Origin of the sequence: Paenibacillus sp. WLX1005, from assembly GCF_046603685.1 — a bacterium.
Classification (GTDB): domain Bacteria; phylum Bacillota; class Bacilli; order Paenibacillales; family Paenibacillaceae; genus Saccharibacillus.
Genome location: NZ_CP176756.1, coordinates 4956712 through 4978020 on the forward strand (window position 1 = coordinate 4956712; position 21309 = coordinate 4978020).

At 43.7% G+C, this 21309-nt stretch carries 18 protein-coding genes; 3 read left to right on the forward strand and 15 right to left on the reverse strand.

What is annotated here, in order from left to right:
* Positions 1 to 369: 369 nt before the first annotated feature.
* From ACE3MZ_RS21215 to ACE3MZ_RS21265, 11 genes are all read right to left on the reverse strand, one after another.
* Positions 370 to 897, reverse strand: coding sequence for a hypothetical protein (locus ACE3MZ_RS21215; protein WP_411344071.1), 528 nt, complete (start codon positions 895 to 897; stop codon positions 370 to 372).
* Between the two features lie 69 nt (positions 898 to 966).
* A complete protein-coding gene (locus ACE3MZ_RS21220; RefSeq protein WP_411344072.1) occupies positions 967 to 1218 on the reverse strand; it encodes a hypothetical protein in 252 nt (83 codons plus the stop codon).
* Positions 1219 to 1495: 277 nt separating this feature from the next.
* A complete protein-coding gene (locus ACE3MZ_RS21225) occupies positions 1496 to 2014 on the reverse strand; it encodes a pentapeptide repeat-containing protein (protein WP_411344073.1) in 519 nt (172 codons plus the stop codon).
* Between the two features lie 110 nt (positions 2015 to 2124).
* Positions 2125 to 2442, reverse strand: a complete 318-nt coding sequence (locus tag ACE3MZ_RS21230; protein ID WP_411344074.1) for a hypothetical protein — start codon at positions 2440 to 2442, stop codon at positions 2125 to 2127.
* A gap of 32 nt (positions 2443 to 2474) precedes the next feature.
* Positions 2475 to 2795, reverse strand: a complete 321-nt coding sequence (locus ACE3MZ_RS21235) for a hypothetical protein (protein WP_411344075.1) — start codon at positions 2793 to 2795, stop codon at positions 2475 to 2477.
* A 214-nt stretch (positions 2796 to 3009) separates the two neighbouring features.
* A complete protein-coding gene (locus ACE3MZ_RS21240; RefSeq protein ID WP_411344076.1) occupies positions 3010 to 3180 on the reverse strand; it encodes a hypothetical protein in 171 nt (56 codons plus the stop codon).
* A 74-nt stretch (positions 3181 to 3254) separates the two neighbouring features.
* A complete protein-coding gene (locus ACE3MZ_RS21245) occupies positions 3255 to 3509 on the reverse strand; it encodes a HEAT repeat domain-containing protein (RefSeq protein WP_411344077.1) in 255 nt (84 codons plus the stop codon).
* Positions 3510 to 3850: 341 nt separating this feature from the next.
* Positions 3851 to 4393 carry a hypothetical protein gene (locus tag ACE3MZ_RS21250; protein ID WP_411344078.1) on the reverse strand — a complete coding sequence of 181 codons (543 nt, stop codon included), beginning with the start codon at positions 4391 to 4393 and terminating at the stop codon, positions 3851 to 3853.
* A gap of 1 nt (position 4394) precedes the next feature.
* On the reverse strand, positions 4395 to 10445 hold the full coding sequence (locus tag ACE3MZ_RS21255; RefSeq protein ID WP_411344079.1) for a polymorphic toxin-type HINT domain-containing protein: 6051 nt from the start codon (positions 10443 to 10445) through the stop codon (positions 4395 to 4397).
* A 43-nt stretch (positions 10446 to 10488) separates the two neighbouring features.
* Positions 10489 to 10701: an RHS repeat domain-containing protein gene (locus ACE3MZ_RS21260; RefSeq protein ID WP_411344080.1), complete on the reverse strand. Its 213-nt coding sequence runs from the start codon at positions 10699 to 10701 to the stop codon at positions 10489 to 10491.
* A 322-nt stretch (positions 10702 to 11023) separates the two neighbouring features.
* Positions 11024 to 11962 carry an aldo/keto reductase family protein gene (locus tag ACE3MZ_RS21265; RefSeq protein ID WP_411346875.1) on the reverse strand — a complete coding sequence of 313 codons (939 nt, stop codon included), beginning with the start codon at positions 11960 to 11962 and terminating at the stop codon, positions 11024 to 11026.
* A gap of 571 nt (positions 11963 to 12533) precedes the next feature.
* Between ACE3MZ_RS21265 and ACE3MZ_RS21270 the strand changes: the two genes are divergently transcribed.
* Both ACE3MZ_RS21270 and ACE3MZ_RS21275 read left to right on the forward strand, forming a co-directional pair.
* Positions 12534 to 13631: an AI-2E family transporter gene (locus ACE3MZ_RS21270; protein ID WP_411346876.1), complete on the forward strand. Its 1098-nt coding sequence runs from the start codon at positions 12534 to 12536 to the stop codon at positions 13629 to 13631.
* 166 nt (positions 13632 to 13797) lie between these two features.
* The gene (locus ACE3MZ_RS21275) at positions 13798 to 14148 is read left to right on the forward strand and encodes a YtxH domain-containing protein (protein WP_411344081.1); all 351 of its coding nucleotides are present in this window, start codon (positions 13798 to 13800) and stop codon (positions 14146 to 14148) included.
* Between the two features lie 240 nt (positions 14149 to 14388).
* Here the strand turns inward: ACE3MZ_RS21275 and ACE3MZ_RS21280 are convergent, their stop codons facing one another.
* From ACE3MZ_RS21280 to dcuS, 4 genes are all read right to left on the reverse strand, one after another.
* Positions 14389 to 15573, reverse strand: coding sequence for an NADP-dependent malic enzyme (locus ACE3MZ_RS21280; RefSeq protein WP_411344082.1), 1185 nt, complete (start codon positions 15571 to 15573; stop codon positions 14389 to 14391).
* 360 nt (positions 15574 to 15933) lie between these two features.
* Positions 15934 to 17235, reverse strand: coding sequence for a 2-hydroxycarboxylate transporter family protein (locus ACE3MZ_RS21285; RefSeq protein ID WP_411346877.1), 1302 nt, complete (start codon positions 17233 to 17235; stop codon positions 15934 to 15936).
* Positions 17236 to 17782: 547 nt separating this feature from the next.
* Positions 17783 to 18487 (reverse strand): response regulator, encoded by a 705-nt coding sequence (locus tag ACE3MZ_RS21290; RefSeq protein ID WP_411344083.1) that lies wholly within the window; start codon positions 18485 to 18487, stop codon positions 17783 to 17785.
* On the reverse strand, positions 18488 to 20077 hold the full coding sequence (gene dcuS / locus ACE3MZ_RS21295) for a DcuS/MalK family sensor histidine kinase (protein WP_411344084.1): 1590 nt from the start codon (positions 20075 to 20077) through the stop codon (positions 18488 to 18490).
* Between the two features lie 246 nt (positions 20078 to 20323).
* Here dcuS and ACE3MZ_RS21300 point away from each other — a divergent pair, with 246 nt between their 5' ends.
* Complete coding sequence (locus tag ACE3MZ_RS21300; protein WP_411344085.1) at positions 20324 to 21253, forward strand: phosphate ABC transporter substrate-binding protein; 930 nt, start codon at positions 20324 to 20326, stop codon at positions 21251 to 21253.
* Positions 21254 to 21309: the final 56 nt, after the last annotated feature.

The window sequence follows — 21309 nt, forward strand, 5'->3', positions numbered from 1 at the left end:
CACGTAGTGTAGGAATTAGATTTAGTTATGAAAAAACGCATGGAAATTAATAATTCCATGCGCATTACAACAATTTTAGTTTTTAAGAGAACAGCGCAATTTAATTATTTTGAATTCAATTACTCTTGAATCATTCTCAAGTCCAAGGGAGAGGCTATTCATCAAAACGATTCAGCCAATATGAGGGCTTTTCTGTAGGAATTAACTTTTTCAATACCTTTAAGCATTCCTTGTTCTTCGAGACTAGTATTTCTTATGATTTGTCAGTAATAGACGCTTCTATTTCTTCTAACCTATGGCATCGAGTGAACATGCTTGTATCGATTTTAATCCCCTCTGAATCTCAATAAACAATATAAATTTATTTTATTATCTGTACAGTTCTCCCTCGTATTTTATTGCTTCATATTCAAAAAGCAGCTTTTTTGTATTAATAGTAGTATTTTGAGAATATCCTGAATAATCCAAAGCAAGTATTATATTTCTTAGAATACTTTTCCACTCTGCAAGAAACATTTGTTTCTCCATTTCAACCTCTCCACTGCTTGTTAATAATTGTTCGGTATTTCCTAATACAGCAGACCATTTTGCATCTATTGTAACTGTGTCCATCCCCCATGATAAAATCCATATGCTAGAAAAATCGTTGGATGGCCAATGTATTTCTTTTTTTCCATATTCAATACCTCTTAAAGAAGCTAACATATCTAAAATATCGTCTAACATGACACTAATATCGTATTTATAATTTAAAATTATAGGGACGTAATTCCATATCAGTAATGCAGACTCATTTACAAGTGGAAAAGAATGTTCTACTGCTTCAGAAAGAGTTGTTGCAGTCAACTCAGTCGCCTTTATAAATCTGGGACAACTTGCTTGTATAATTAGTGACATCACTTATCCTCCTAATTTGCTATGTATTCAGCGGGATATTTTATAACCATATTCTACTAGCTTGCGCTTCTACCGAATCCTCATTGATAAACCGACCCATTCTAGGATCATATAATACAATCCACTTTCCGCATCTTGGTATTCTCCAGCATATTTAAACGGATTATATGTCTTCTCTTGCTCTGCTACCATATTGCCAAACTCATCATAATCATACGTGTTCGCCACAGTTCCATTGTCGTAAAGAATACCGATAACATCCCCGTGCCCATTGTACAGATAATAGTATAAGGTATTGCTATCCGGCTTTTTCTTCAACAACACCCGATTCTCAAATAGATCATGCGCATACGTTGCCTATCGCAAACTTGGCTGGTTCATGCCTATCAAACGGTTGAAAGCATCATAACGAATGCTTTGAGTGCGCCATCGCAATATTATAAAGAAGCTACTGTATCCTTTTCGTCTAAATGGTACAGTAGCTTCTCTCATTAAATATTCTGTTTATTAGTTTCTGGAAATTCTTCCTCAATTGGTTTACGCACTACATGTTTACATTGTAGTTTACATACTTCATACTTTTTCCAATTGATTTCTATTACGAATGTAGATTCGCTTGCTCTAGCATCCAATATTTTGCCTGCTCTCCCTCCAGCATGATAGGTTCCTCTACTGTTCCTAGATTAATGCTTTCAATATCAGCTTCCTCAATTCCCTTCATTCCAGCAAGATTGGCTCCCTGCAAAAGGACATGATCAAATAAACTCATTTTGATATCAGCTTGCATTAGGTTTGCCTTTCGAAAATCTGTACGTATGCATAACGTATCGGTTAAATTGGCATATTCTAAATGACTACCAAAAAAAACTGTTTCCCAGCATTCACTGCTCAAAAAATTGGCATAAGCTAGTACCACATGTGAGAAATCGGCATATCGCAAATCTGCCTTAACGAATGAACAATAATCCATTGTTGCCTCACGAAAAGTAGAAGAGCATAACCATCCTCGATAAAAATCTGTTTTGCTCAAATCCAATTTATCAAACTTACAATCTATTAAAAAAGCACTATCTAGAGACAACTCTTTCAGCGAGATATCCAATTTTGTAAAATCCACTTCATCTTCAGTTAACTTAGTACCTTTTTCTCCGATAGTTTCTACCCAAAGTTTTTGTAACTCAATTTTTTTTCCATGAGCTGCTTAATCATTCTTTGCATTCTCCTTTTTTAATAAGGATACCAGATCACTCTGTCATTTTTGCCTGAACTTCCAATCGCCCCTCTTAATTGTATTACGTGATCTCCTGTCAAGTTCCTTGTATCTATAATTACGTTATATCCTCTCACGAATTCCGCATTAATTTTTTTCATTGCTTCTCCTAGATCAAAAGCCCCTTTTTTATTGTTTGTATGACCAACTGCATACGATCGAAATCTTTTCACATCCCATTTGATCCCCGTTGTAGTATCAATAAACTCCGCTCCTCCATTATTATTGGTATCGCGAACAATCCAACTCAATATTTGTTTTTCTTCTAAATCCAATCCAATATTTCGTTCTTCTTCGCTGTTATCGTCTATTTTAAAACCTTTTGAAGGGTCTTTAGCAAGTGCTTCATATTCTCCAGCACTTCGACACCATCATATAGGTCGGATGGAGATACTCCATAATTTTGATTTGTACTAGCCGAATTATTCCCATTATTACCTTTCGGGCTACCGCCTGCATTGCTGGAACTCGATTTCCCTTTCGATGCAGGTGACATTCCGCCACCAAATGGTTTCTCTTTATTCGGTTTTTGCGAATCATTTCCACTTGGATCTACATAGTTTGCAGGGTTATTCTCTACATAGGTATATATATTAAGAGTCAACGGATTCGAAATCTGTCCTTCCACCGTATCCTCATTGATAAACCGTCCCATGCTAGGATCATAGTATAGAACTAAAGGAAAGACCTTGAGAATTAAAGCAAAATCCTCAAAGTCTTTTTTGTTAAATATTTACTTTTTTCACCTAAATACTATTCACCATACTCAGACATACAATATTTCATTACATTACTGTTCACTTCTTCCCGAGTTTCCATCGTAGCATAGAAATCTAAATTATTTATTTTGCGTCATTTTGCATATTAAAAATATCGACAACCTCATATAATAAATCTGTTTTATCCTCTAATCGTTCAATCTCATCTTTTATAATTTCCATATATTCTTTTCTTTTTTCTTCAGTTACATTCTGAATCACAGCTTCAATCATTAAAAATGACTTTCGACTCACTTCAAAATTCCCTTCCATCACAAAATTAAAAAGCATGTCTAAATGAATGGAATAATCAAACGACTCTAAGGATGCTAGTAATGTTCCTCTGTAACCTTCTGTTTTTGGTTTTTTAATTGCTTTACAATAGGTTCAAGAGCTTCAGTTTTTCCAATATCTGCTAGAGCGAGAGCAATTGAATTTTTTATAAGAGCATTCTCGGTCAATTCTAATTGTTCAATCAGATAGGGTACAGCCTCGTTTACTTTTTTCTCGCCAATTTCTTCAATCGTTTGTATTGCTTGATCAATACAGTTCTCATTTATTTCTCTAGATAATTTATCAATCATATTCCTCATCTCCTATTTTATTTAACTTTTGGTCTTCCACTTTTCTCCCACCATTTTTGAAAATCTCTATCATTATATCCATACCATTTATCACGATCTTTTTTCTTCCCCCCTCTAAATTCGGTACCTTTTCCCTTACCTTTGTTTTGAGAAGTAGAGGTACTATCAGAATACTGATTAATGCTATTGGATGCTTTACTACTTTTAACAATTGCCAGTAGAGTTTCAGCTTGAAAATTCTTATATAACTTTTCCCAATATAAATATAGCTATCTCACTTTCACTGGTATAGGGAAAAAGAAAAAAACTGAAAAGTTTCCTTTTTTCAGGTCGACATGATATTAATTTTTACTTTTGATTACATTGATAACTTCTGCACAATATAATGGTTTGTTGAATGTACCAATTGGAACACAAAATGTCGAGTAAAATACATTTCGTTTTTTTTCAAAACTCTTTTTACTTTTTAAGATTTGGAGTTCATTTCCAAAATCCAACGTTTGATGTAATTTCATATCTAAAACTTTTAAATCAAGACATATAGCTAGCTTTCTACATGTTTCAATCGTTTTCTCAAAGCTTCCCTCAGGATTACATATGGCAAATCGCACAGATATCTCATTCACTTCAACCTCTTTTATTCCCGATCCAATCTGAACCTCGACAATATTGGACAGATCATTGTAAGAATAATAGCATTCTGTATCATCCGTTTTCCACATATCTTTGGGAATATAATTTTGGAAATGTAATTTAGATTCTAAGATTCTTGTAATGTCTGTAAAAAATATAGATTCCTTACCAAATGTTTCCCAACCTTCATCAGTAAGTGATACATTATTGTTTTTAGGAAATAGAAGAAAATTATATGATTCCATCCCCATATTATCTACCTCCTGCTTCATAGGTTTGGTTTAACAACTCATCAGGGGATACGCCCCAAGTATTTTTCAATTCTGCTTCAGAAATGTATTCGACTGGAACATTTGCAATGCCTGCTTGCTTTGCCGCAGATGCGCGATGATGTCCATCAACTATTATCAATTTGCCTTTAACTTCAAAAACTTTAATTGGCTCGCCATCCCAACCATTTTGCTTCATGTTTTTTATCAGTTTTTTTATTTGACTTTTACTCATTTCGTCCTTTGTTTGACGACTAACTAAATCAAATGGATTGCTAAAACCGCACTTATCTGTGTTATGCACCCAAATTCCAAGATTGCTAACAAAGTACGTATGAAATGTAGCAACTGTCATGTTATAGACTGTTACATGCTTTCGTTTTAGCTCTATACTATCTATGTGAAGCGCGCTCCCGTTACTTTTAAGCAACCTATCTCCAACCTTAAGATCTTTAGCATCGATCCATCCTTTACCCTTAACATAAAACGGGTGGTTATACGTAGATTCAATGACTTGATTTCCTACTCGAATAGCATAAATTTCATCTGTCTTATGGTTAAATGTAGCAGTAACTTCTTTATACGATACTTCACCAGTCTTTTCATCCTTAGAAAGTACAAGATCCCCAATTTGAATGTCTTCAATTGGTTTTTCACCCTGTTCTGTTTGCACTTTCGTTCCTGCGGTGAAGCAATTACATTTTTTGGCGTAATCTAGTGCATCGCCGGTGAGCTTAAATTCCTTTTTAAAGGCATTTCCTGCATCGTCCACCAGACTTAAAATGAGTTTGCCGCCCTTTACTACTTTTCCGACGGGAACAAATCCAGCTGCTGATAAACTTTTAGCTAAATTCGATGATCCTGGATCGCGTAAAGTATTCACATCATCCAAGATTAAAAAGTTTAATACATTTCCTACAGGTCCACTCCAGCCTGTCCACGGATCTGTTAGTGTAACTGTACTACCATCGCCACCGCCAGCACCAAGTACATTATCGTGCCCGGTCGGATCGACATAGACTAGTGGATTGTTTGTAACATAGGTATATATATTAAGAGTTAACGGATTCGAAATCTGTCCTTCCACCGTATCCTCATTGATAAACCGCCCCATGCTAGCATCATAGTAACGAGCATTCAAATAATACAATCCGCTTTCCGCATCTTGGTATTCTCCAGCATACTTGAACGGATTATATGTCTTCTCCTGCTCTGCTACTGTATTGCCAAACTCATCATATTCATATGTGTTCGCCATTGTACCATTGTCGTAAAGAATACCGATAACATCCCCGTGCCCATTGTATAGATAATAGTATAAGGTATTGCTATCCGGCTTTTTCTTCAACAACACCCGATCGCCACGTACATATTCACTATTGTCTGTACCCTTGGACTCGAAAATGACTTTGCCGCTTCCATTACTGACATATTTGTTTGTAACTTTGGTGGAGTTTCCTTTGCTATCCGTCGCTGTCACTTGCTTTTGATAGCGAGTTCCATCCGGCAAATAACGGAAATCGAGCGTCTTCCCATCCGATTTGTACTGGTCAAGTTGATCCAATGCATTGTAGCTGTAATTGGTTTCTTTCAGATTCTCTTTCAGTCCGCGAGTTTCATCCAACGTTAAACGATTCCCACGTAGATCATACGTATACGTTGCCTGGCCCAGACTTGGCTGGTTCACGCCAATCAAGCGGTTCAAAGCATCATACGTGTAGGCAATGACTTCGTCGTTTTTGCCTTGACGTTTCTCGATAGCTTGCACAATATTTCCGTTATCGTCATGTTCGTAATAAGAAGAAGCAATGACTTCGCTATCTAGGGTTGTCGTCATATTGCTCAGTTGATTCAATGCATTATACGTATAGCTACTTTTCAGCACTTTTCCATTGGTCATTGTTGGATACGTGATCGTCTCCACTTGTCCCTGAGGCGTGTACGTATATTGAATGTCTTTTGTACTGTTGCCAATATTGATATTCGTTAATTGCTGTTTGCTATCATACGTATAGTTTTGACGTGTTCCTTTTACTGGAGTGCTTCCCGCTTGGAAATCTGTCTGCATAGAAGAGACTTGTCCCCAGCCGTTGTAGGTCAAATTCATTGCACCTACATAGTCAGTACTCGTCGTATAGGCACGTTGCTGAATGACACGACCCAACAAGTCTGTTTTTACTTGCTGATTAATGACTGGTAGGTTCGTTGTTTGCAAGCTAGCTTGGCTGGTTTGGATATCTCCTTTGCCAAACGTACTGGTGTATTTTACAGTTTGTGCTTTAGGGGAGGTCATGGTTTTGGTGTAATTTTTAAGTTGTCCCCACTCATCGTAAGCATAATTGGTACCGGAGCCATTCCGATCCGTGGAAGCCTGTAATCTTCCTAATGCATCGTACTGATTTTTGGTGCTTTCGTTAGCTGCATCCGTTTTGCTGAGAAGCAATTTGGATTCATTGTAGTCTTTGGTATAGATGACGGCATTCTGATTGTTCGTATCTTGCAAGCTGACTTTGGTCAATTGATCATTGCCATCGTACTCATAAGTGGCTGTTTGATTGAGCGCGTCTTTCAGACTGACTGGTCGATTTAACGCATCGTAACGAATGGTCTGAGTAACTCCTTCGTTATTGCGCTGCTGCTTAGGATCGGTGTAAGTTAACATATTGCCAGCAATATCATAGGTGTACGACTCTTTTATCGGACTGCCTTTACCTGCCGCATCTTTGTATGCCGTCGTTTCCAGCAAATGTCCCCATTGATCATATTGTTGATCGACCGCATTCAATACGGTTCCGCCCGCATTGGAAAATGTTAAGTAGTTACGATACTCCGCAACGTTATGATCCATTTTGGTTTTGTTGCCTTGAGCATCGGTCGTTTCGGTCACTTCTCCCCATGAATCGTAGGACATGATGACGTCATCGACTGGACCGTTTCGTAACTCCAAATTGGAAGAACCTGCCGTTTGACGATAGACCGCTGACGTTTGCTTGGTTGGTCGCAATTGGGCATCCGTTGTATACCGAATCATCTTCAGTGTGACATCCGTACCAATCCGGTCACTATATGAATCGGTCAATGTCATGCCAAACCCATCATAGGTGGCTACCTGTTGATTGAGTGTCGTCATTTTCCCACTTGATTTCTGTATGGCATCCTGATAGGTAGTTACGATCAATCCGGCTACGATTGGACTGCCATCTTGACGATTAATAAAGCCTTCATTGTATTGAATATGTTCCGTAATATCGTAGGTTTCGCCATCGCTATTGGTAACGGCTGGTTTTTGGGTAGAGATGATTCGATCCAGCGTATCATACGCATACGTTGTCTTCTTACCTTCACTATCGGTTTCTTCTGTTACTAGACCGTTTCGTAGATTGTAGGTATAGGATTTGCTGTTTTGCAATTCGTTACCGTCGCTGGCAGACCGGAAATATTCACTAACTTTGGATGGTAGCGTGTATCCAGTTTCCGCTCCATATTCGGTTACGGTACGAGCACGTACGCCTGGTCTCACCGGGTGCTCTACGGTTATTTGGCTTACCGCATCACCTGCCTTAGCATACGTATAGGTAGTTTGTTCTTCATTAGGATTCATTACAGAACTTAGTCGACCATCGCTTGTATAGGCATAGGTTGTTATCAATTCCTTATCGTTATTTTGATATACGGTTTCGGAAGATATTTGATTGTACTGTGAATCGTATTTATATACTGTGGAGTACTTCTGTTTGGTATCTGCATTGGACAATTGATCTGCTGTCAAAGGAGCTGTTGTTTGTTTCAGGTTGCCGTAATCGTCGTATGTGTTTTCAGTATATCTTGTTGTCTCGGCTCCATTATCATTGATGGTTTCTTTGATGTTGGTCGGATTGTATTTAAAGATATCATTATATGCTTCATACCTGGTCATACTGGAATAGCTATTTTCGCCATAACGGAGCAAATCCTGTTTCTGTCCTTTGTAATTGAAACGGGTTAATGTACGAAAGGTTTGCTGATTCCCGTCCATTTGTAATGCTTCTTGCTCGTACGTATATCCATCTAGAATATCGGTTTGACTGTCCGCCTGTGGTCTGCCCGTGTAGTCACCTGTATACGTATAGGTTTCTACTTCTACCTGATTTGTTCCCTCAGAGCCGTCTTGTTTTTTGGCTTCATCTGCTCGACGAGTCACCGCATAATCCATTGTCAATCCATCTCGTCCCAGATTATGTTCCGTGCGAGTATATGCATAAACTGTATGGGAACGTGGATATTGGATAGAACTTAATGGAAAATAAGCTCGTCTGCCTATCCCTTTTTTAGTATTCGACTCTTTATTTGTATAACTGAATTCGGTGTTACTATTGGCTTGATAGTCAAATGTAACATTCCATAGATACTGTCGTTCTCCATTTGATTGATCATGAACATAAGATAGCGTACGGAGTACCGGATTTACATCCTGAACATACCTGTTCTTTTCGTCAAAATTGTCGCCACGATCAATAGCTTCCCATTGTTGAGGTTGACTTTTCAAAACTAATTCTGCTTGTTCATTCCCATCTGGAGTGATAGAGGATACCGTCGTTGTATGTTCGGTATCTCCACGCTGATAGTCTACTTTCAGTTTACGACCTGCTGTATCCGTAATGATCATCTGTTGCAGAGGTTCTCCGCTGTATTCATAGGTAATTCGATTGCCAAAGCGATCTACAATACCAATAAGTTGACCTTTGTCGTTAAAATATTCACGCTTTTTATCTGGGTATTCCATATAAAAAGCGGATGAAACTCCTACATGCTGATAGCTGCCGCTATCCTTCATAAAGCGCATATTTTTCTGTGGCGGATTAACAAGATGTGTTTCTCCTGCTAGTCCAGTTGTTGCTTTGAAATCTACCTCGTAAGAACCGCCCTGACCATTATGGTAATAATAATACGTATCTGCACTGCCCTGCGATTGTTCGATTTGCAAAGAGGGAATCTGAAATGACCATCCATTGCCTAACTGAAATCGATTAACTAGATAATTCTTATCTGCCCATTCGGTACGAGCAAGATTTTTGTATTTTAGATACCCCTCACTGCTCCCACCTTCATAAACAATAACTGGAATCAGAGCATTCGCTTCTAGAAAGCTATGTGCTTGATTGGATTGATACATGATGCCCAAATTCATGTCTAGTCCGTCTCTACCAGGATACTGAAGCGCATTAAATTTCCACGTCAATGCACCTGTTGCAGGGTCGATATCTTCACTTGTTTTTTGACGGTCAGCATATTGTTCATTCAAAATCTGATTCATATAGCTAGGTTGAATAAGATCACGATAATTATTTAATTTGTCATGTGCTTCTTTTAAAATTTGGTCATTCGTAGTCAATGCAGACAGTGATGACATCGAGTATGTATCTTGCTGAATCGTCTGATTGGATAACCATTCTGGTGCAATTGGGATCGCTATATGAGGATTCATTTCTGTGAAAATACCGTATACATCGGCGCTAACGGTGGACGTATCTGCGATTTTCAGCCCACTATCCGGTAACCATGCTGCCCAAGTCAATCCGCTTTTCTTTTTCTGCTGCCAGATATCCAGAGGGTCGATACTTTGAATGGCAGCAAGTAGATGCAATTGGTACCGATCGTAGGGTCCTGCTCCCGCAAGCATCAACTCGCCTACTTGTTTACTAGTCAGGGCAGGTCGTAACACCTCAGGAACTGGCAAATCTGATTCTTGATCTAGTTTATCTTTGTTACTTTCCGTTTGTGCTGACAAGCCTGACTTTGATAAACCGGATAAAGTGTACACGTCATCTTGAACATCCTGATCCTCAAGCTTTACTATTTGGGGCGGGTCAAGGACAGGCTCGCTATAATCTTCTGTGCTTAGGGTAACGCCAGGAGGCAAGATGGCTTCCGTGCGTGTACTTCCATGTTTATTTTCTACAGCATAAGCTGACGGTGGCAGAAAATCGATACAACCAGTAATGAATACAATGACAGTTAAAAAATAAATAATACTCTTTTGAACATGCTTATTCATTCGTCTCACTATTCCCCTTTATCTGTTTTATATCATCTCATTTCTACTTTGTAGCTGTAACCGATCGTTTTACTAAATTCCCATTTTTGTCATAAGAAAAAGTTATTTTGTAGCCAGGCAGCGTAATAGATTGAAGACGTCCGCTAGTATCGTATTGGTAACTTCGAGAAGTTGCTGCATCAACATAAGAAGCCATGCCAAACGTACCTGCAAAAATAAATACAGCTAATAGTACACGTAACACAATTTTCATCATGATCTTCCTCCTTTCTTTTTTACATTTAAAAGAGAGCTGTTTAGCAAAGAATATAAAAGTAACTTGCTCACTTCTACACTTTATATTGTAATCACTGTTATCTTTATCCACTATTCGTTTTTTAGTAAACCGATCCCAAATAATGAAATAGATACTATATACCTATAACAATTGTTAAATAAATTCTAAAAAGTCCCAAATGTCAAATAGACCTGAACCACATACTTGGTTAGCATGCGATTAGGTCTATTTGATGTATAATTCCAACGTTGTTCTATACTTAGAACCACAACTTTACATATTATTTATTCAAACTGTATATTTAGCTCAAAACCTTCTCAATCGCTTCCACCACATCACTACTCAACGTCACACCCGAAGCACCTGCATTCTGCTCCACCTGCTCTGGACGGCTCGCGCCAACGAGGGCGCTGGATACGTTAGGTTGACGCAGAATCCATGCCAAGGCAAGATGTGTCAGCGACAAACCCGCTTCGTCGGCGATCTGTTGTAGTTGCTGCACTTGCTCCAGCTTTTGGTCGTTGATCTTCTTGTCGTCCCAGTTGAGCTTGGCGGCGCGGCTGTCGGATGGGATGTCGGTTAGGGACTTGTATTTACCGGTTAGCAGACCTTGAGCCAGCGGGGAATAGACGACCTGACCGATGCCGTACGTTTCGCCGAGCGGAATCACTTCGTCTTCGATATAGCGGTCAAACATATTGTACACGGGCTGGTTAACAACGATCCGATCTAGCAGGTAACGGTCGGCAACACCGACAGCAGCTTGCATCTGTGCAGCCGTCCACTGACTTACACCGACGTACAATACTTTGCCCTGACGAACGAGATCGTCGAGTGCGCGCAGTGTTTCTTCGATTGGCGTTTCCGGGGAGAAGCGGTGGCAGTAGTACAGGTCGATATAGTCATGACCTAACCGCTGCAAGCTCGCATGGCATTGCTCGGTAATATGTTTGCGGGACAGACCACGGTCATTGGGACCGTCGCCCATATTGCCGAACACTTTGGTGGCGAGTACGTAGGATTCGCGCGGATAGTCTTTTAGCGTTTCGCCAACTACTTTCTCCGCTTCGCCGCGTTCGTACACATTGGCAGTATCGAAAAAGTTGATGCCCAGCTCGTACGCTTTGCGGATGGAATGAACGGCATTCTCGCGTTCGACGTAACCGCCGTACGTCAGCCAGCTGCCGAGACTAATCTCGCTAACTTTTAATCCACTACCGCCAAGTCGTCTGTAGTTCATGGTCATGGTATTTCCCTCCCGAATATGTAAGTTTGCGCCTCCACGCTCCATCCCTATAGATGAAAAATATATACCATTTTCCGCTATCCATATGGAAGAATCCGCTTACAGCATCCATTCTTCCCCATTTTAGAGCTTCTATTGGCGATTAGGCAAGCGGTGTTGGCGTTTATATGTATATATGGCATGTCTTTTGTATGCTGCACGCTGGACGACTTGGTAGAAGAGCAACGACTAATTGTTTGCTCTATATCCTCCATATAGGCTGCTTAGATGTAGCGATGTATGATGATATGTAAACTGCTTGTTCTAACAAGTGCACATGACCAGCAAGTACACATGCCTGACCAAATCATGTTTGTATCATAGCGATATCTGGTTACGTCTTCGGTGCGATATGGTACAAATGAATCGAATGAAGGCTTTACTGCGTAATATAACAGGTGACTGCCGACAGCTTAGGCTGACGCAGCAACAGGCAGCTCGGGAACAGGTACTGCCAACCGTTACATATTGCCCAGAGCAAGGACAGACACATTCCACATACCGAATCAAAGGGGGACTACCATTCATGCTGCAAAGCCGTTTTTTCCGTTTGGGCGCTGGCATTGCCCTAGTTTTACTCATTATTTATCTCGGAACGCTAGTTGATTTTATTTTCGTTCCGATCCGCTCGCTGATTAGCTTGACGATTGTACCGCTGCTGATCACGGCGTTTATGTATTATCCGCTTCGCCCGCTTGTGAATTATTTGGAAAAGAAAAAGCTAAAACGGTCATGGTCGATTTTGTTAATGTATCTGGTCGTTATTATTTTACTGGTCGTCTTCGGGTTCCTGGTGTGGCCGACGCTACGTGACCAGGTGACTAGTTTTATTGCAAGTGCGCCAGACTTTACGCGCAGCATCATTGCGCAAGTGCAAATGCTGGAACAACAGCCGTTTGTACAGCAATTCATGCCTGCAGGCAGCAGCGGCACCAGTACCGAAATGCTGCAAAAGCTGACCGAGTATCTGAACACGGCATTCGACTGGCTGTCTGTGCATCTGTCCAGCATGTTCTCGTTCCTGTCCAACTTTTTCTTGGTCGTGGCAACAGTTCCGATTATGCTGTACTACCTGCTCAAAGATGATAGCAAGCTGTCGGGACGCTTACAGCAGATCTTCCCGCGTAATTACCGTGAAGACGGTAAGCTGATGCTGGATGAGATCGACGATGCACTGAGTAGCTTTATCGCGGGACGTGTACTCGTAAACTTCGCGCTCTGTGTGCTGCTGTACATCGGGTTTCTGATTATTGATCTGCCGTATTCGCTCTTGCTCGTTGTGCTGGCGTTCTTCCTGAACTTTATTCCATATATCGGGGCGATTCTTGCCGCGGTGCCAGTAGCGATTGTCGGTCTGATCGAATCACCAGCAATGGGAATCTGGTCGATCGTTATCGTCATTATCGCTCAACTGATCCAGAATAACCTGCTGGAGCCGATCATCTTCGGGAATCAGCTGGATATTCATCCATTTACAATTATCGTCCTGCTGCTTGTCGGTGGCGATATGGGTGGTATTCTCGGAATGCTGCTCGTTATTCCACTCTATATGGCGGCAAAAATTACAATTGTACACATCTATCGTATGTACTTGAAACAGAAGATCGGGAATGGATTACAGTAGATTCGCGCAAACCGGAGCGATGTACATGATGTACGTAGACTCCGGTTTGTTTTTTTGGGGAAAAGAAAACATATAAAAAGCCAGTTGCGCGTGATTCCGGTGTAGTTGGGTAATAGTAAGATAACATGATGTAACTTTTACCAAATCCAACTACAAAGGAGAATGAATGATGGACTCTCAAACAACCAAAACGATTGCAATTGGAGCAGTAACAGGTGCGCTGGTTGGTGCAGGCGTTGCCGTACTCGTCGCTCCGCAGCAAGGACAGAAAGTACGTGAGAAGATCGCTGAAGTTTCCGAATTGGTGAAGGAAAAAGGCCCGTTAATCAACGAAAAAGGTCACGAGATCGCCGAAAAAGGACAAGAAGTCGTCGGCGCAATTAAGGAATCGCTGCATACTGCTCAAGATTTCAAAGCCGAAGCAGGCTCTGCGATTAGCGAAGTGAAGTCAGAAGTTAAGGACTTCCAGCAAAACAAAACTGGTAGTTCTTCTAACGTGCGCAGCATTCAGAGCTAAAGAGATAACGCTGGGAAGTGTATAACAGCTTCGTTTGATACACTGTATTTGCACGCAAAGCATGACATAGCGCAGAATACGGCTAGCTATAAGCAAAACAGCATTACGCGCAAAATATGACTCAATATACAGTTTGCAAGGAACAAGAATTGGGCATGATTATAAAATAAAGACCCGAATACAGCTACGGATCTAAGCTTCCGTATATGTATTCGGGTCTTTTTATGAGCAAATCCATGCTTAGTGAATCTCCGGCGTTAATACATGACGTGCTACACCAGTACGATACGCCGCTTCCATTACGGCTTGTCGAATCAGCTCCACGACGCGTTGGTCGAATACGTCTGGAATGATGTAATGCTCGTTCAGATCGGCAGGATCGATAACGGATGAGATCGCCTGCGCTGCCGCCAGCTTCATCTCCTCATTGATGTCAGTTGCACCACAATCCAGTGCGCCGCGGAAAATGCCGGGGAAGCAGAGTACATTGTTGATCTGATTTGGGAAATCGGAGCGCCCAGTCGCCATTACGCGTACGAATGGCGCGGCAAGAACCGGATCGATTTCAGGAATCGGATTTGCCATTGCAAAGATAATTCGGTCATCCGCCATGCGCTGTACATCTTCTACACTCAAAATGTTGCCTGCCGACACACCGACAAACGCATCCGCGTCTTGGATGACATCAGATAATGACCCTTCTTCTTCAAACGGATTGGAGATAGTGGCGAATGTATTCCAGTGTGGATTGTCGTAGTGCTCATTGCGATGAATAGCGCCAAAGCGATCAACGCCGATCAGATTGGTGGCACCGGCTTTGAGCAGCATTTTGGCGACGGATAATCCGGCTGCGCCGAGTCCGTTCACGACGATTTTGGCAGTAGTGATGTCTTTGCCGCAAACTTTGAACGCATTCAGTAGTCCAGCGAGTACAACGATAGCGGTGCCATGCTGATCATCATGGAATACGGGAATATCCAGCTCGGCGCGCAGTCTCGCTTCAATCTCAAAACAGCGTGGGGATGCGATATCCTCCAGATTAATGCCGCCAAAGGTTGGCGCCAGCGCTTTGACGATAGCGATGATCTCTTCGGTGTCCTTTGTGTCGAGGCAGACCGGTACGGCGTCTACATTGGCAAATTGTTTGAATAGCGCGGCTTTGCCTTCCATGACTGGCATCGCGGCGTGCGGACCGATATCGCCCAGACCGAGTACAGCGGTGCCGTCGGAGATGACAGCGACGGTGTTTTTCTTGGTGGTCAGTTCGTAGGCTTTGCTCTGGTTACGGGCGATCTCTTGGCACACCTGCGCGACGCCGGGGGTGTATACTTTGGCAAGGTCTTCTTTGTTTTGGATCGGGTGTTTGAGCATGGTTTCGATTTTACCGCCTTGGTGCAGTTCGATAATGTCTCCTAGGATTCCCATCGTTATTCCTCCGTGAGTGAATTTCTCCTTGGTAAACTTGGAATGATTGCGTGGTTGCACGGGAACGCTGCGGGAAGGGATTGGGGAACGGACTCCGGTGGAGCCGCGGGAATCTACCGATTAGGATGGAATGTAGATTCCCGCCCCTCCAAGGTCGTCCTTTTCCCCAATTCCCTTCCCTCCGCTCCGTGCTTACGCATCATGCCTAGTTTACGGAGATGGTAATTCTTTCGTTTGCCAGCCCCAGCCTGAATGTAGTAGGGTTTAAAATCTGCTTTGGTGGGTGGACGGGGTGCTGAGTTTTATTGGATATGTTGGAGCTTGGTGTTTGGGTTGGATTGTTTTGATAGATTATTTATTTCAACCGCCCCACATGGATAGGAGTAGGGTGGCGATGACTACGGTTAGGGCGCCGCCGATGCGGGTGGAGATTTGGGCGAAGGGCATGAGTTCCATTCGACCGGAGGCGGATAGGATGGCTACGTCGCCGGTTCCGCCTAAGCCGCCGCGGCAGCCGGTGACGATGGCGGCTTCGACGGGGTACATTTTGACCCATTTGCCGACGAAGTAGCCGCTTAGGATCATGGCGATGATGACGGTTCCGCAGACGATGATGTATGGGAGCGACAAGATTGCGGCTACGTCACCGAGTGGGATGTACAGGATGCCGAGACCGACCATGATCGGCCAAGTGAGTGTGCCGGATACGAATTTGTAGAGCTGGTATGCGCCTTGTTCGATTTTGGCGGGCAGCAGGTTGCATACTTTGAGTAGGGCGGCACCGAAGATCATCAGGATTGGGCCGGGGATGCCGACGAATGGGGACAGTAGGTGCCCGGTAATGAACAATCCACAAGCGAACAGCAATCCTGCGCCCATCAGGGCGAAGTCGGGTTTGAGTCCGTCGTAGACGCTGCCGCTCATCGACTTGCCATCTTTTTCTTTGACGAGTACGCCGTTGCCGGTAATGGAACTGTTTTTGTCAGCCATTTTCTTCAAAATACCTGCGCCGATGATCGCGAATACGTTGCCGATGACAGCGGCTGGGATCATCTGGGCGACATAGCTGGCGGATTCGCCGCCGAGAATTTGAGAGAAAGCGATCGACAGTGGCAGGATGCCTTCACCAACACCGCCTGCAATAATCGGTACAATAATGTAAAAGAACGCGTGATATGCACTGTAGCCGAACAGTATCGCAACGCCGAGTCCGGCGGCAACAGCTGCCAGTGTACCGGCGATCATTGGGATGAAAATACGGATAAAGCCGTGAATCAATGTTTTACGGTTCATCCCGGTGATGCTACCAGCAACCAGACACGAAATGTACAGATACAAAAAGTTGGATGTCTTCATCAGCGTCGTCACCGATTCAATGACCGGCGGATTCAGCACATTCCAAAACACCAAGAACGATGGCACCATCAGCGATAGGATCGCGGGACCGCCAATATGCTTGAGCAGCGGTAGCTTGAAGCCCAGCTCGCTGAGCAGCACGCCCATGATCATAATGACTGCCAGACCGCCGATCATATCATTTGGTAGCTCGTTCAATGCAGCGGCGGCGAATCCGATCACTGCCAGCAGTATATACAGCGGTAGGGGAATCGCCCCGATCTTGATCTGTACGAGCTGCTTGATCCAGTTCGGCAAACCGCCCATACCAGTTGTTGCAGGTGTCTGATCCAGATGAGAATGCCCCGGATGCTGAATTGACTTTTCCATAACTTTTGTACCTCCTTCGTGTAGTACACGTCTCTCTATTTGTTTGGGTTTGTCGTTTACATGTTCATCTTAATCCTGTTGTAAGCGCTTCACCATTTTTCTAATTAATGAGTATTGTTTTTAAACTTTTTAAAGTAAGCGCTTGCATATTTAGATAAAATTCAGGGTGAGCGCGATTCTTTTCGCTCTGTTTTTCATACGTTTTCAGTTTTATTAGTATAGTTTTCAGGATTTGATAGCCGGTACATGCTGGATCGAACGCAAAAAGCACGGTTTCTATGGATGATAGAAACCATGCTTTTTGAAATGTGAAAAACAGAGGAACAGGCTATATGAGATACAGCTATTACCGAACTAGATAGTCTGTCTATGTCCGAATATCGATGTCAGTTCAGCATATCGTCCATTCTCTCCATAATGATCGTCTCGACCACTTACTGAACAACAATCAACGCTGAGTACAAACTGACCTACATACGACCGACTAGATGTATCTCCCAACAATCGTCTCACTGCCTGGCACGATATGATACTTTTTCACCGGTCTGCCAATAGTGCCGTACGTCGTTTCCAGCTCTAATACTTTCAGTTCTTCCAGCGCAATTAGATATTTGCCCACCGATACGCGAGACAAGCCCGTTACACTGGCAATCTCTTCACTGGAAAAGGACGGACCTTGATGCGACTGAATCGCTTCCCAGATCATGCGCAGCGTCGTACGAGTAAAACCCTTGCTCAACACTGCACGATCCGGCTGACTGCCGGGCTGAGTCAACATATCCAGCTCCGCCTGTGCCATATTGCTATTGTTGTATAGCAGCGAATACCGCTCCCGATACGCTGACAGCGCCGAGCGAAAACGTTCAAATTCAAACGGCTTGATCAAATAATCGACCGCTCCATTTTGCAGGGCGTAGCGGATACTTTCCTTGTCACTCGCCGCCGAGATGATGATCACATCAATCCCGATATTGGCACGCCGGATGTCTGAGAGCAGCTCCAGACCGTTTTGTTCTTTCATGTAAATGTCCAGCAGTACCAGCTCAAACGACTGCTGCTCCAGCAATTGTAGCGCTTGCGAAGCGGACGCCGCCCAGCCGCTAAATTGAAACCCTTCCACCTGACCCAGATAAAATTTATTCATTTCCGCTACCATCGGGTCGTCTTCCACGATCAATACATGGATCATTTAATCACCACGCTTTATAGAATAAGGAATATGAATCGTAAACTGTGTACCGCCACTAGCTGGACGAATAACCTCAATGCTGCCGCCCAATGTTCCCAGACTACGACGAACGAGATACAGACCGACACCGCGATCCTGCCCTTTGGTAGAGTAGCCTTGTTCATACATTCGTGCTGCCACCTCCGGTTCGATCCCTTGCCCGTTGTCGCTTACCGTTATCTCCAGTATGCCGTCTCTATAATCAAAAGCAAGCAGAATCGCTGGTTCTGCCGCCTGACGCGATGCTTCCAGCGCATTTTCCAGCAGATTCCCAACAATCGTCACCAGCTCATGCGCTACTTGCGGATCGGCGGCTTCTGGTAGCACACCGTCATCCCGCAATTGCATTCGTACACCTAGCTCGCGCGCGCGGCTCAGCTTGCCGATCAGGAAGCCTGCTACGACCGGGTCTTTGACCTGTTGTAGCACATTGCCTGCTTCCAGCTGCATACTTGGCACAATGCTTTTCAGATAATCTTCCAGCCGCTCGTACTGCTTCATATGCAGCAGTCCCATCATAATATGCAGCCGATTCATAAACTCATGCGTCTGCGCTCGCAGCGCTTCGGCATATAACGAAATACCGGACAGACGCTTCATCAACATACTGATCTCGGTCATGTCGCGGAAGGTCGCAATCGCTCCCTCCGTCTGACCGCCCACCATCACTGGCTCCACATTGACGAGTAGCGTATACCCGTTGATCTCAATCTCCACATCTTTGAGCGGTTCACCGCCTAGAACTTTATCCATCTGCAATTGCCGCAGAAATTCGCGGAATCGCCGTTCATTATCCTCACGCCCACCGCCCAGCAGACGATACGCCTCTGCATTGGTCAACGTGATAACCGATTGACGGTCCACGGATAAAATGCCTTCTTTTGCCGATTGCAGCATAGCGCTGCGCTCCTCCAGCAGACGGGCGATCTGCTCCGGTTCCATGCCAAACATCAACTTTTTGATTTTACGTGCTAGCAGAATCGCACCAGCCGTGCCCAGACAACCGCCCAGCAGAATGCCCCAGTAGAGTATCCATTTATTTTCATTGATCGCCGTTGTCAGACTGCCGATAGACACACCGACCGCTACCGCACCTACTTGCTGCCCGGCGGCATCACGGATCGGCTCAAAGGCACGGATCGAGCGTCCGAGCGAGCCGTCAGCGATGGATACTGTTTCTTCGCCATGCAGTGCATCCACTTCATCCCCACCGCGAAAATGCTTGCCGATCTGCGCCGGATCAGGGTGCGATAGCCGCAGTCCTTGCATATTCATCACAACGACAAATTCCACATCGTTGCTAGTGCGTACCTGCTCCGCATATGTCTGTACTGCTGTCCTGTCACCTTGCCCATCCAGCGCATCCTGTACAAGCGGTGTATACGCGACCGTGCGGGCAATCGCCAGCGCTCGCTGCTCTACCGCCTGCCGCGTATGACCGGACACTTCGATGCTGAACATCAGATAGACGCTCAGCAGCACGACTGCCACGACGAGACAGACCAGCAGCGTAATCGTCATTTGTAAACGGAAACGCCTGCTTCTCTTCATCCTACTCACCTCGAACATTGCACTTTTTTTGCATACTATACCGTTCATGCGGCAAATACAACGACAATTTACTATAAAGAAGAAACCCGAATTTTATCTTACATTGCATAAACACTTTTGCAAAATTTTAATACAGAGTTTACAAAACTCAGACTCAAAGCTAACACTGCGAACCTAGAATAAGTTTTGTAACCAACAAACACATACAAGTATTGCGCCTTTAATTAGGGGGAGGAGACTTTACCAATGTTTAAAAAACTGCCAATCATGCTTCTTACGCTGACTATGGTCCTTGTGCTTGCTGCCTGCGGATCGTCGAACAGCGGCACAACTACAGGGTCTGGATCAACGGATGCAGGTTCCGGCGAATCCGCCGATCTGAGCGGTTCCATTCTGGCTGTAGGTTCCACAGCACTGCAACCACTGGTTGATCAAGTCGCTCAAAAGTTTATGGCAGACTCAAAATATACAAATGTTGCCGTTCAAGTACAAGGTGGCGGTAGCGGTACTGGTCTGACACAAGTGTCCGAAGGTCAAGCAACGATCGGTAACTCCGACGTGTTCGCCGAAGAGAAGCTGGATGCGGACAAAGCAACTGGACTGGTTGACCATCAAGTAGCCGTTGTAGCCATGGCAACTGTTGCCAACAAAGATGCGAATGTAAAAAGCCTGACCAAACAACAGCTGGTTGATATCTTCACAGGCAAAGTAACAAACTGGAAAGATGTTGGCGGTGCGGATCAAAAGATCGTAATCATCAACCGTCCGAGCAGCTCCGGTACACGTGCTACATTTGAAAAATACGCACTCGGTCAAAAAACTGAAGACCCAGCGGGTTCGATCCAACAGGATTCCTCAGGTACAGTGAAAAAGCTGATCGCCGAAACACCTGGCGCAATCGGTTATCTGGCACTGTCCTACTTGGATGATAGCGTAGCTGAACTGAGCTATGACGGCGTTGAGCCAACAGTTGAAAATGTAGAAGCCGGTAAATATCCAATCTGGGCTTACGAGCACATGTACACCAAAGGTGAGCCGGATGCTTCCACCAAAGCATTCTTGGACTACATGCTGAGCGACGATGTGCAACAAAGCGATGTAACTGAGCTGGGCTACATCCCAATCTCCGGCATGCAAGTCACTCGCGATGCTGAAGGTAAAGTCACTCAAAAATAATCATACCTCAATATAGCGTTTGAAAAGAGCATGCTGTCATCTGGACCGCTGCTACA

Coding starts and splice junctions, on each gene's coding strand:
- ACE3MZ_RS21265 (WP_411346875.1), bottom strand. CDS start 11,962: ATGAACTACAGACGACTTGGCGGTAGTGGATTAAAAGTTAGCGAGATT.
- ACE3MZ_RS21275 (WP_411344081.1), top strand. CDS start 13,798: ATGATGGACTCTCAAACAACCAAAACGATTGCAATTGGAGCAGTAACA.
- ACE3MZ_RS21255 (WP_411344079.1), bottom strand. CDS start 10,445: ATGAATAAGCATGTTCAAAAGAGTATTATTTATTTTTTAACTGTCATT.
- dcuS (WP_411344084.1), bottom strand. CDS start 20,077: ATGAAGAGAAGCAGGCGTTTCCGTTTACAAATGACGATTACGCTGCTG.
- ACE3MZ_RS21250 (WP_411344078.1), bottom strand. CDS start 4,393: ATGGGGATGGAATCATATAATTTTCTTCTATTTCCTAAAAACAATAAT.
- ACE3MZ_RS21285 (WP_411346877.1), bottom strand. CDS start 17,235: ATGGGCGGTTTGCCGAACTGGATCAAGCAGCTCGTACAGATCAAGATC.
- ACE3MZ_RS21270 (WP_411346876.1), top strand. CDS start 12,534: ATGCTGCAAAGCCGTTTTTTCCGTTTGGGCGCTGGCATTGCCCTAGTT.
- ACE3MZ_RS21290 (WP_411344083.1), bottom strand. CDS start 18,487: ATGATCCATGTATTGATCGTGGAAGACGACCCGATGGTAGCGGAAATG.
- ACE3MZ_RS21300 (WP_411344085.1), top strand. CDS start 20,324: ATGTTTAAAAAACTGCCAATCATGCTTCTTACGCTGACTATGGTCCTT.
- ACE3MZ_RS21280 (WP_411344082.1), bottom strand. CDS start 15,573: ATGGGAATCCTAGGAGACATTATCGAACTGCACCAAGGCGGTAAAATC.
- ACE3MZ_RS21245 (WP_411344077.1), bottom strand. CDS start 3,509: ATGATTGATAAATTATCTAGAGAAATAAATGAGAACTGTATTGATCAA.
- ACE3MZ_RS21260 (WP_411344080.1), bottom strand. CDS start 10,701: ATGATGAAAATTGTGTTACGTGTACTATTAGCTGTATTTATTTTTGCA.
- ACE3MZ_RS21215 (WP_411344071.1), bottom strand. CDS start 897: ATGTCACTAATTATACAAGCAAGTTGTCCCAGATTTATAAAGGCGACT.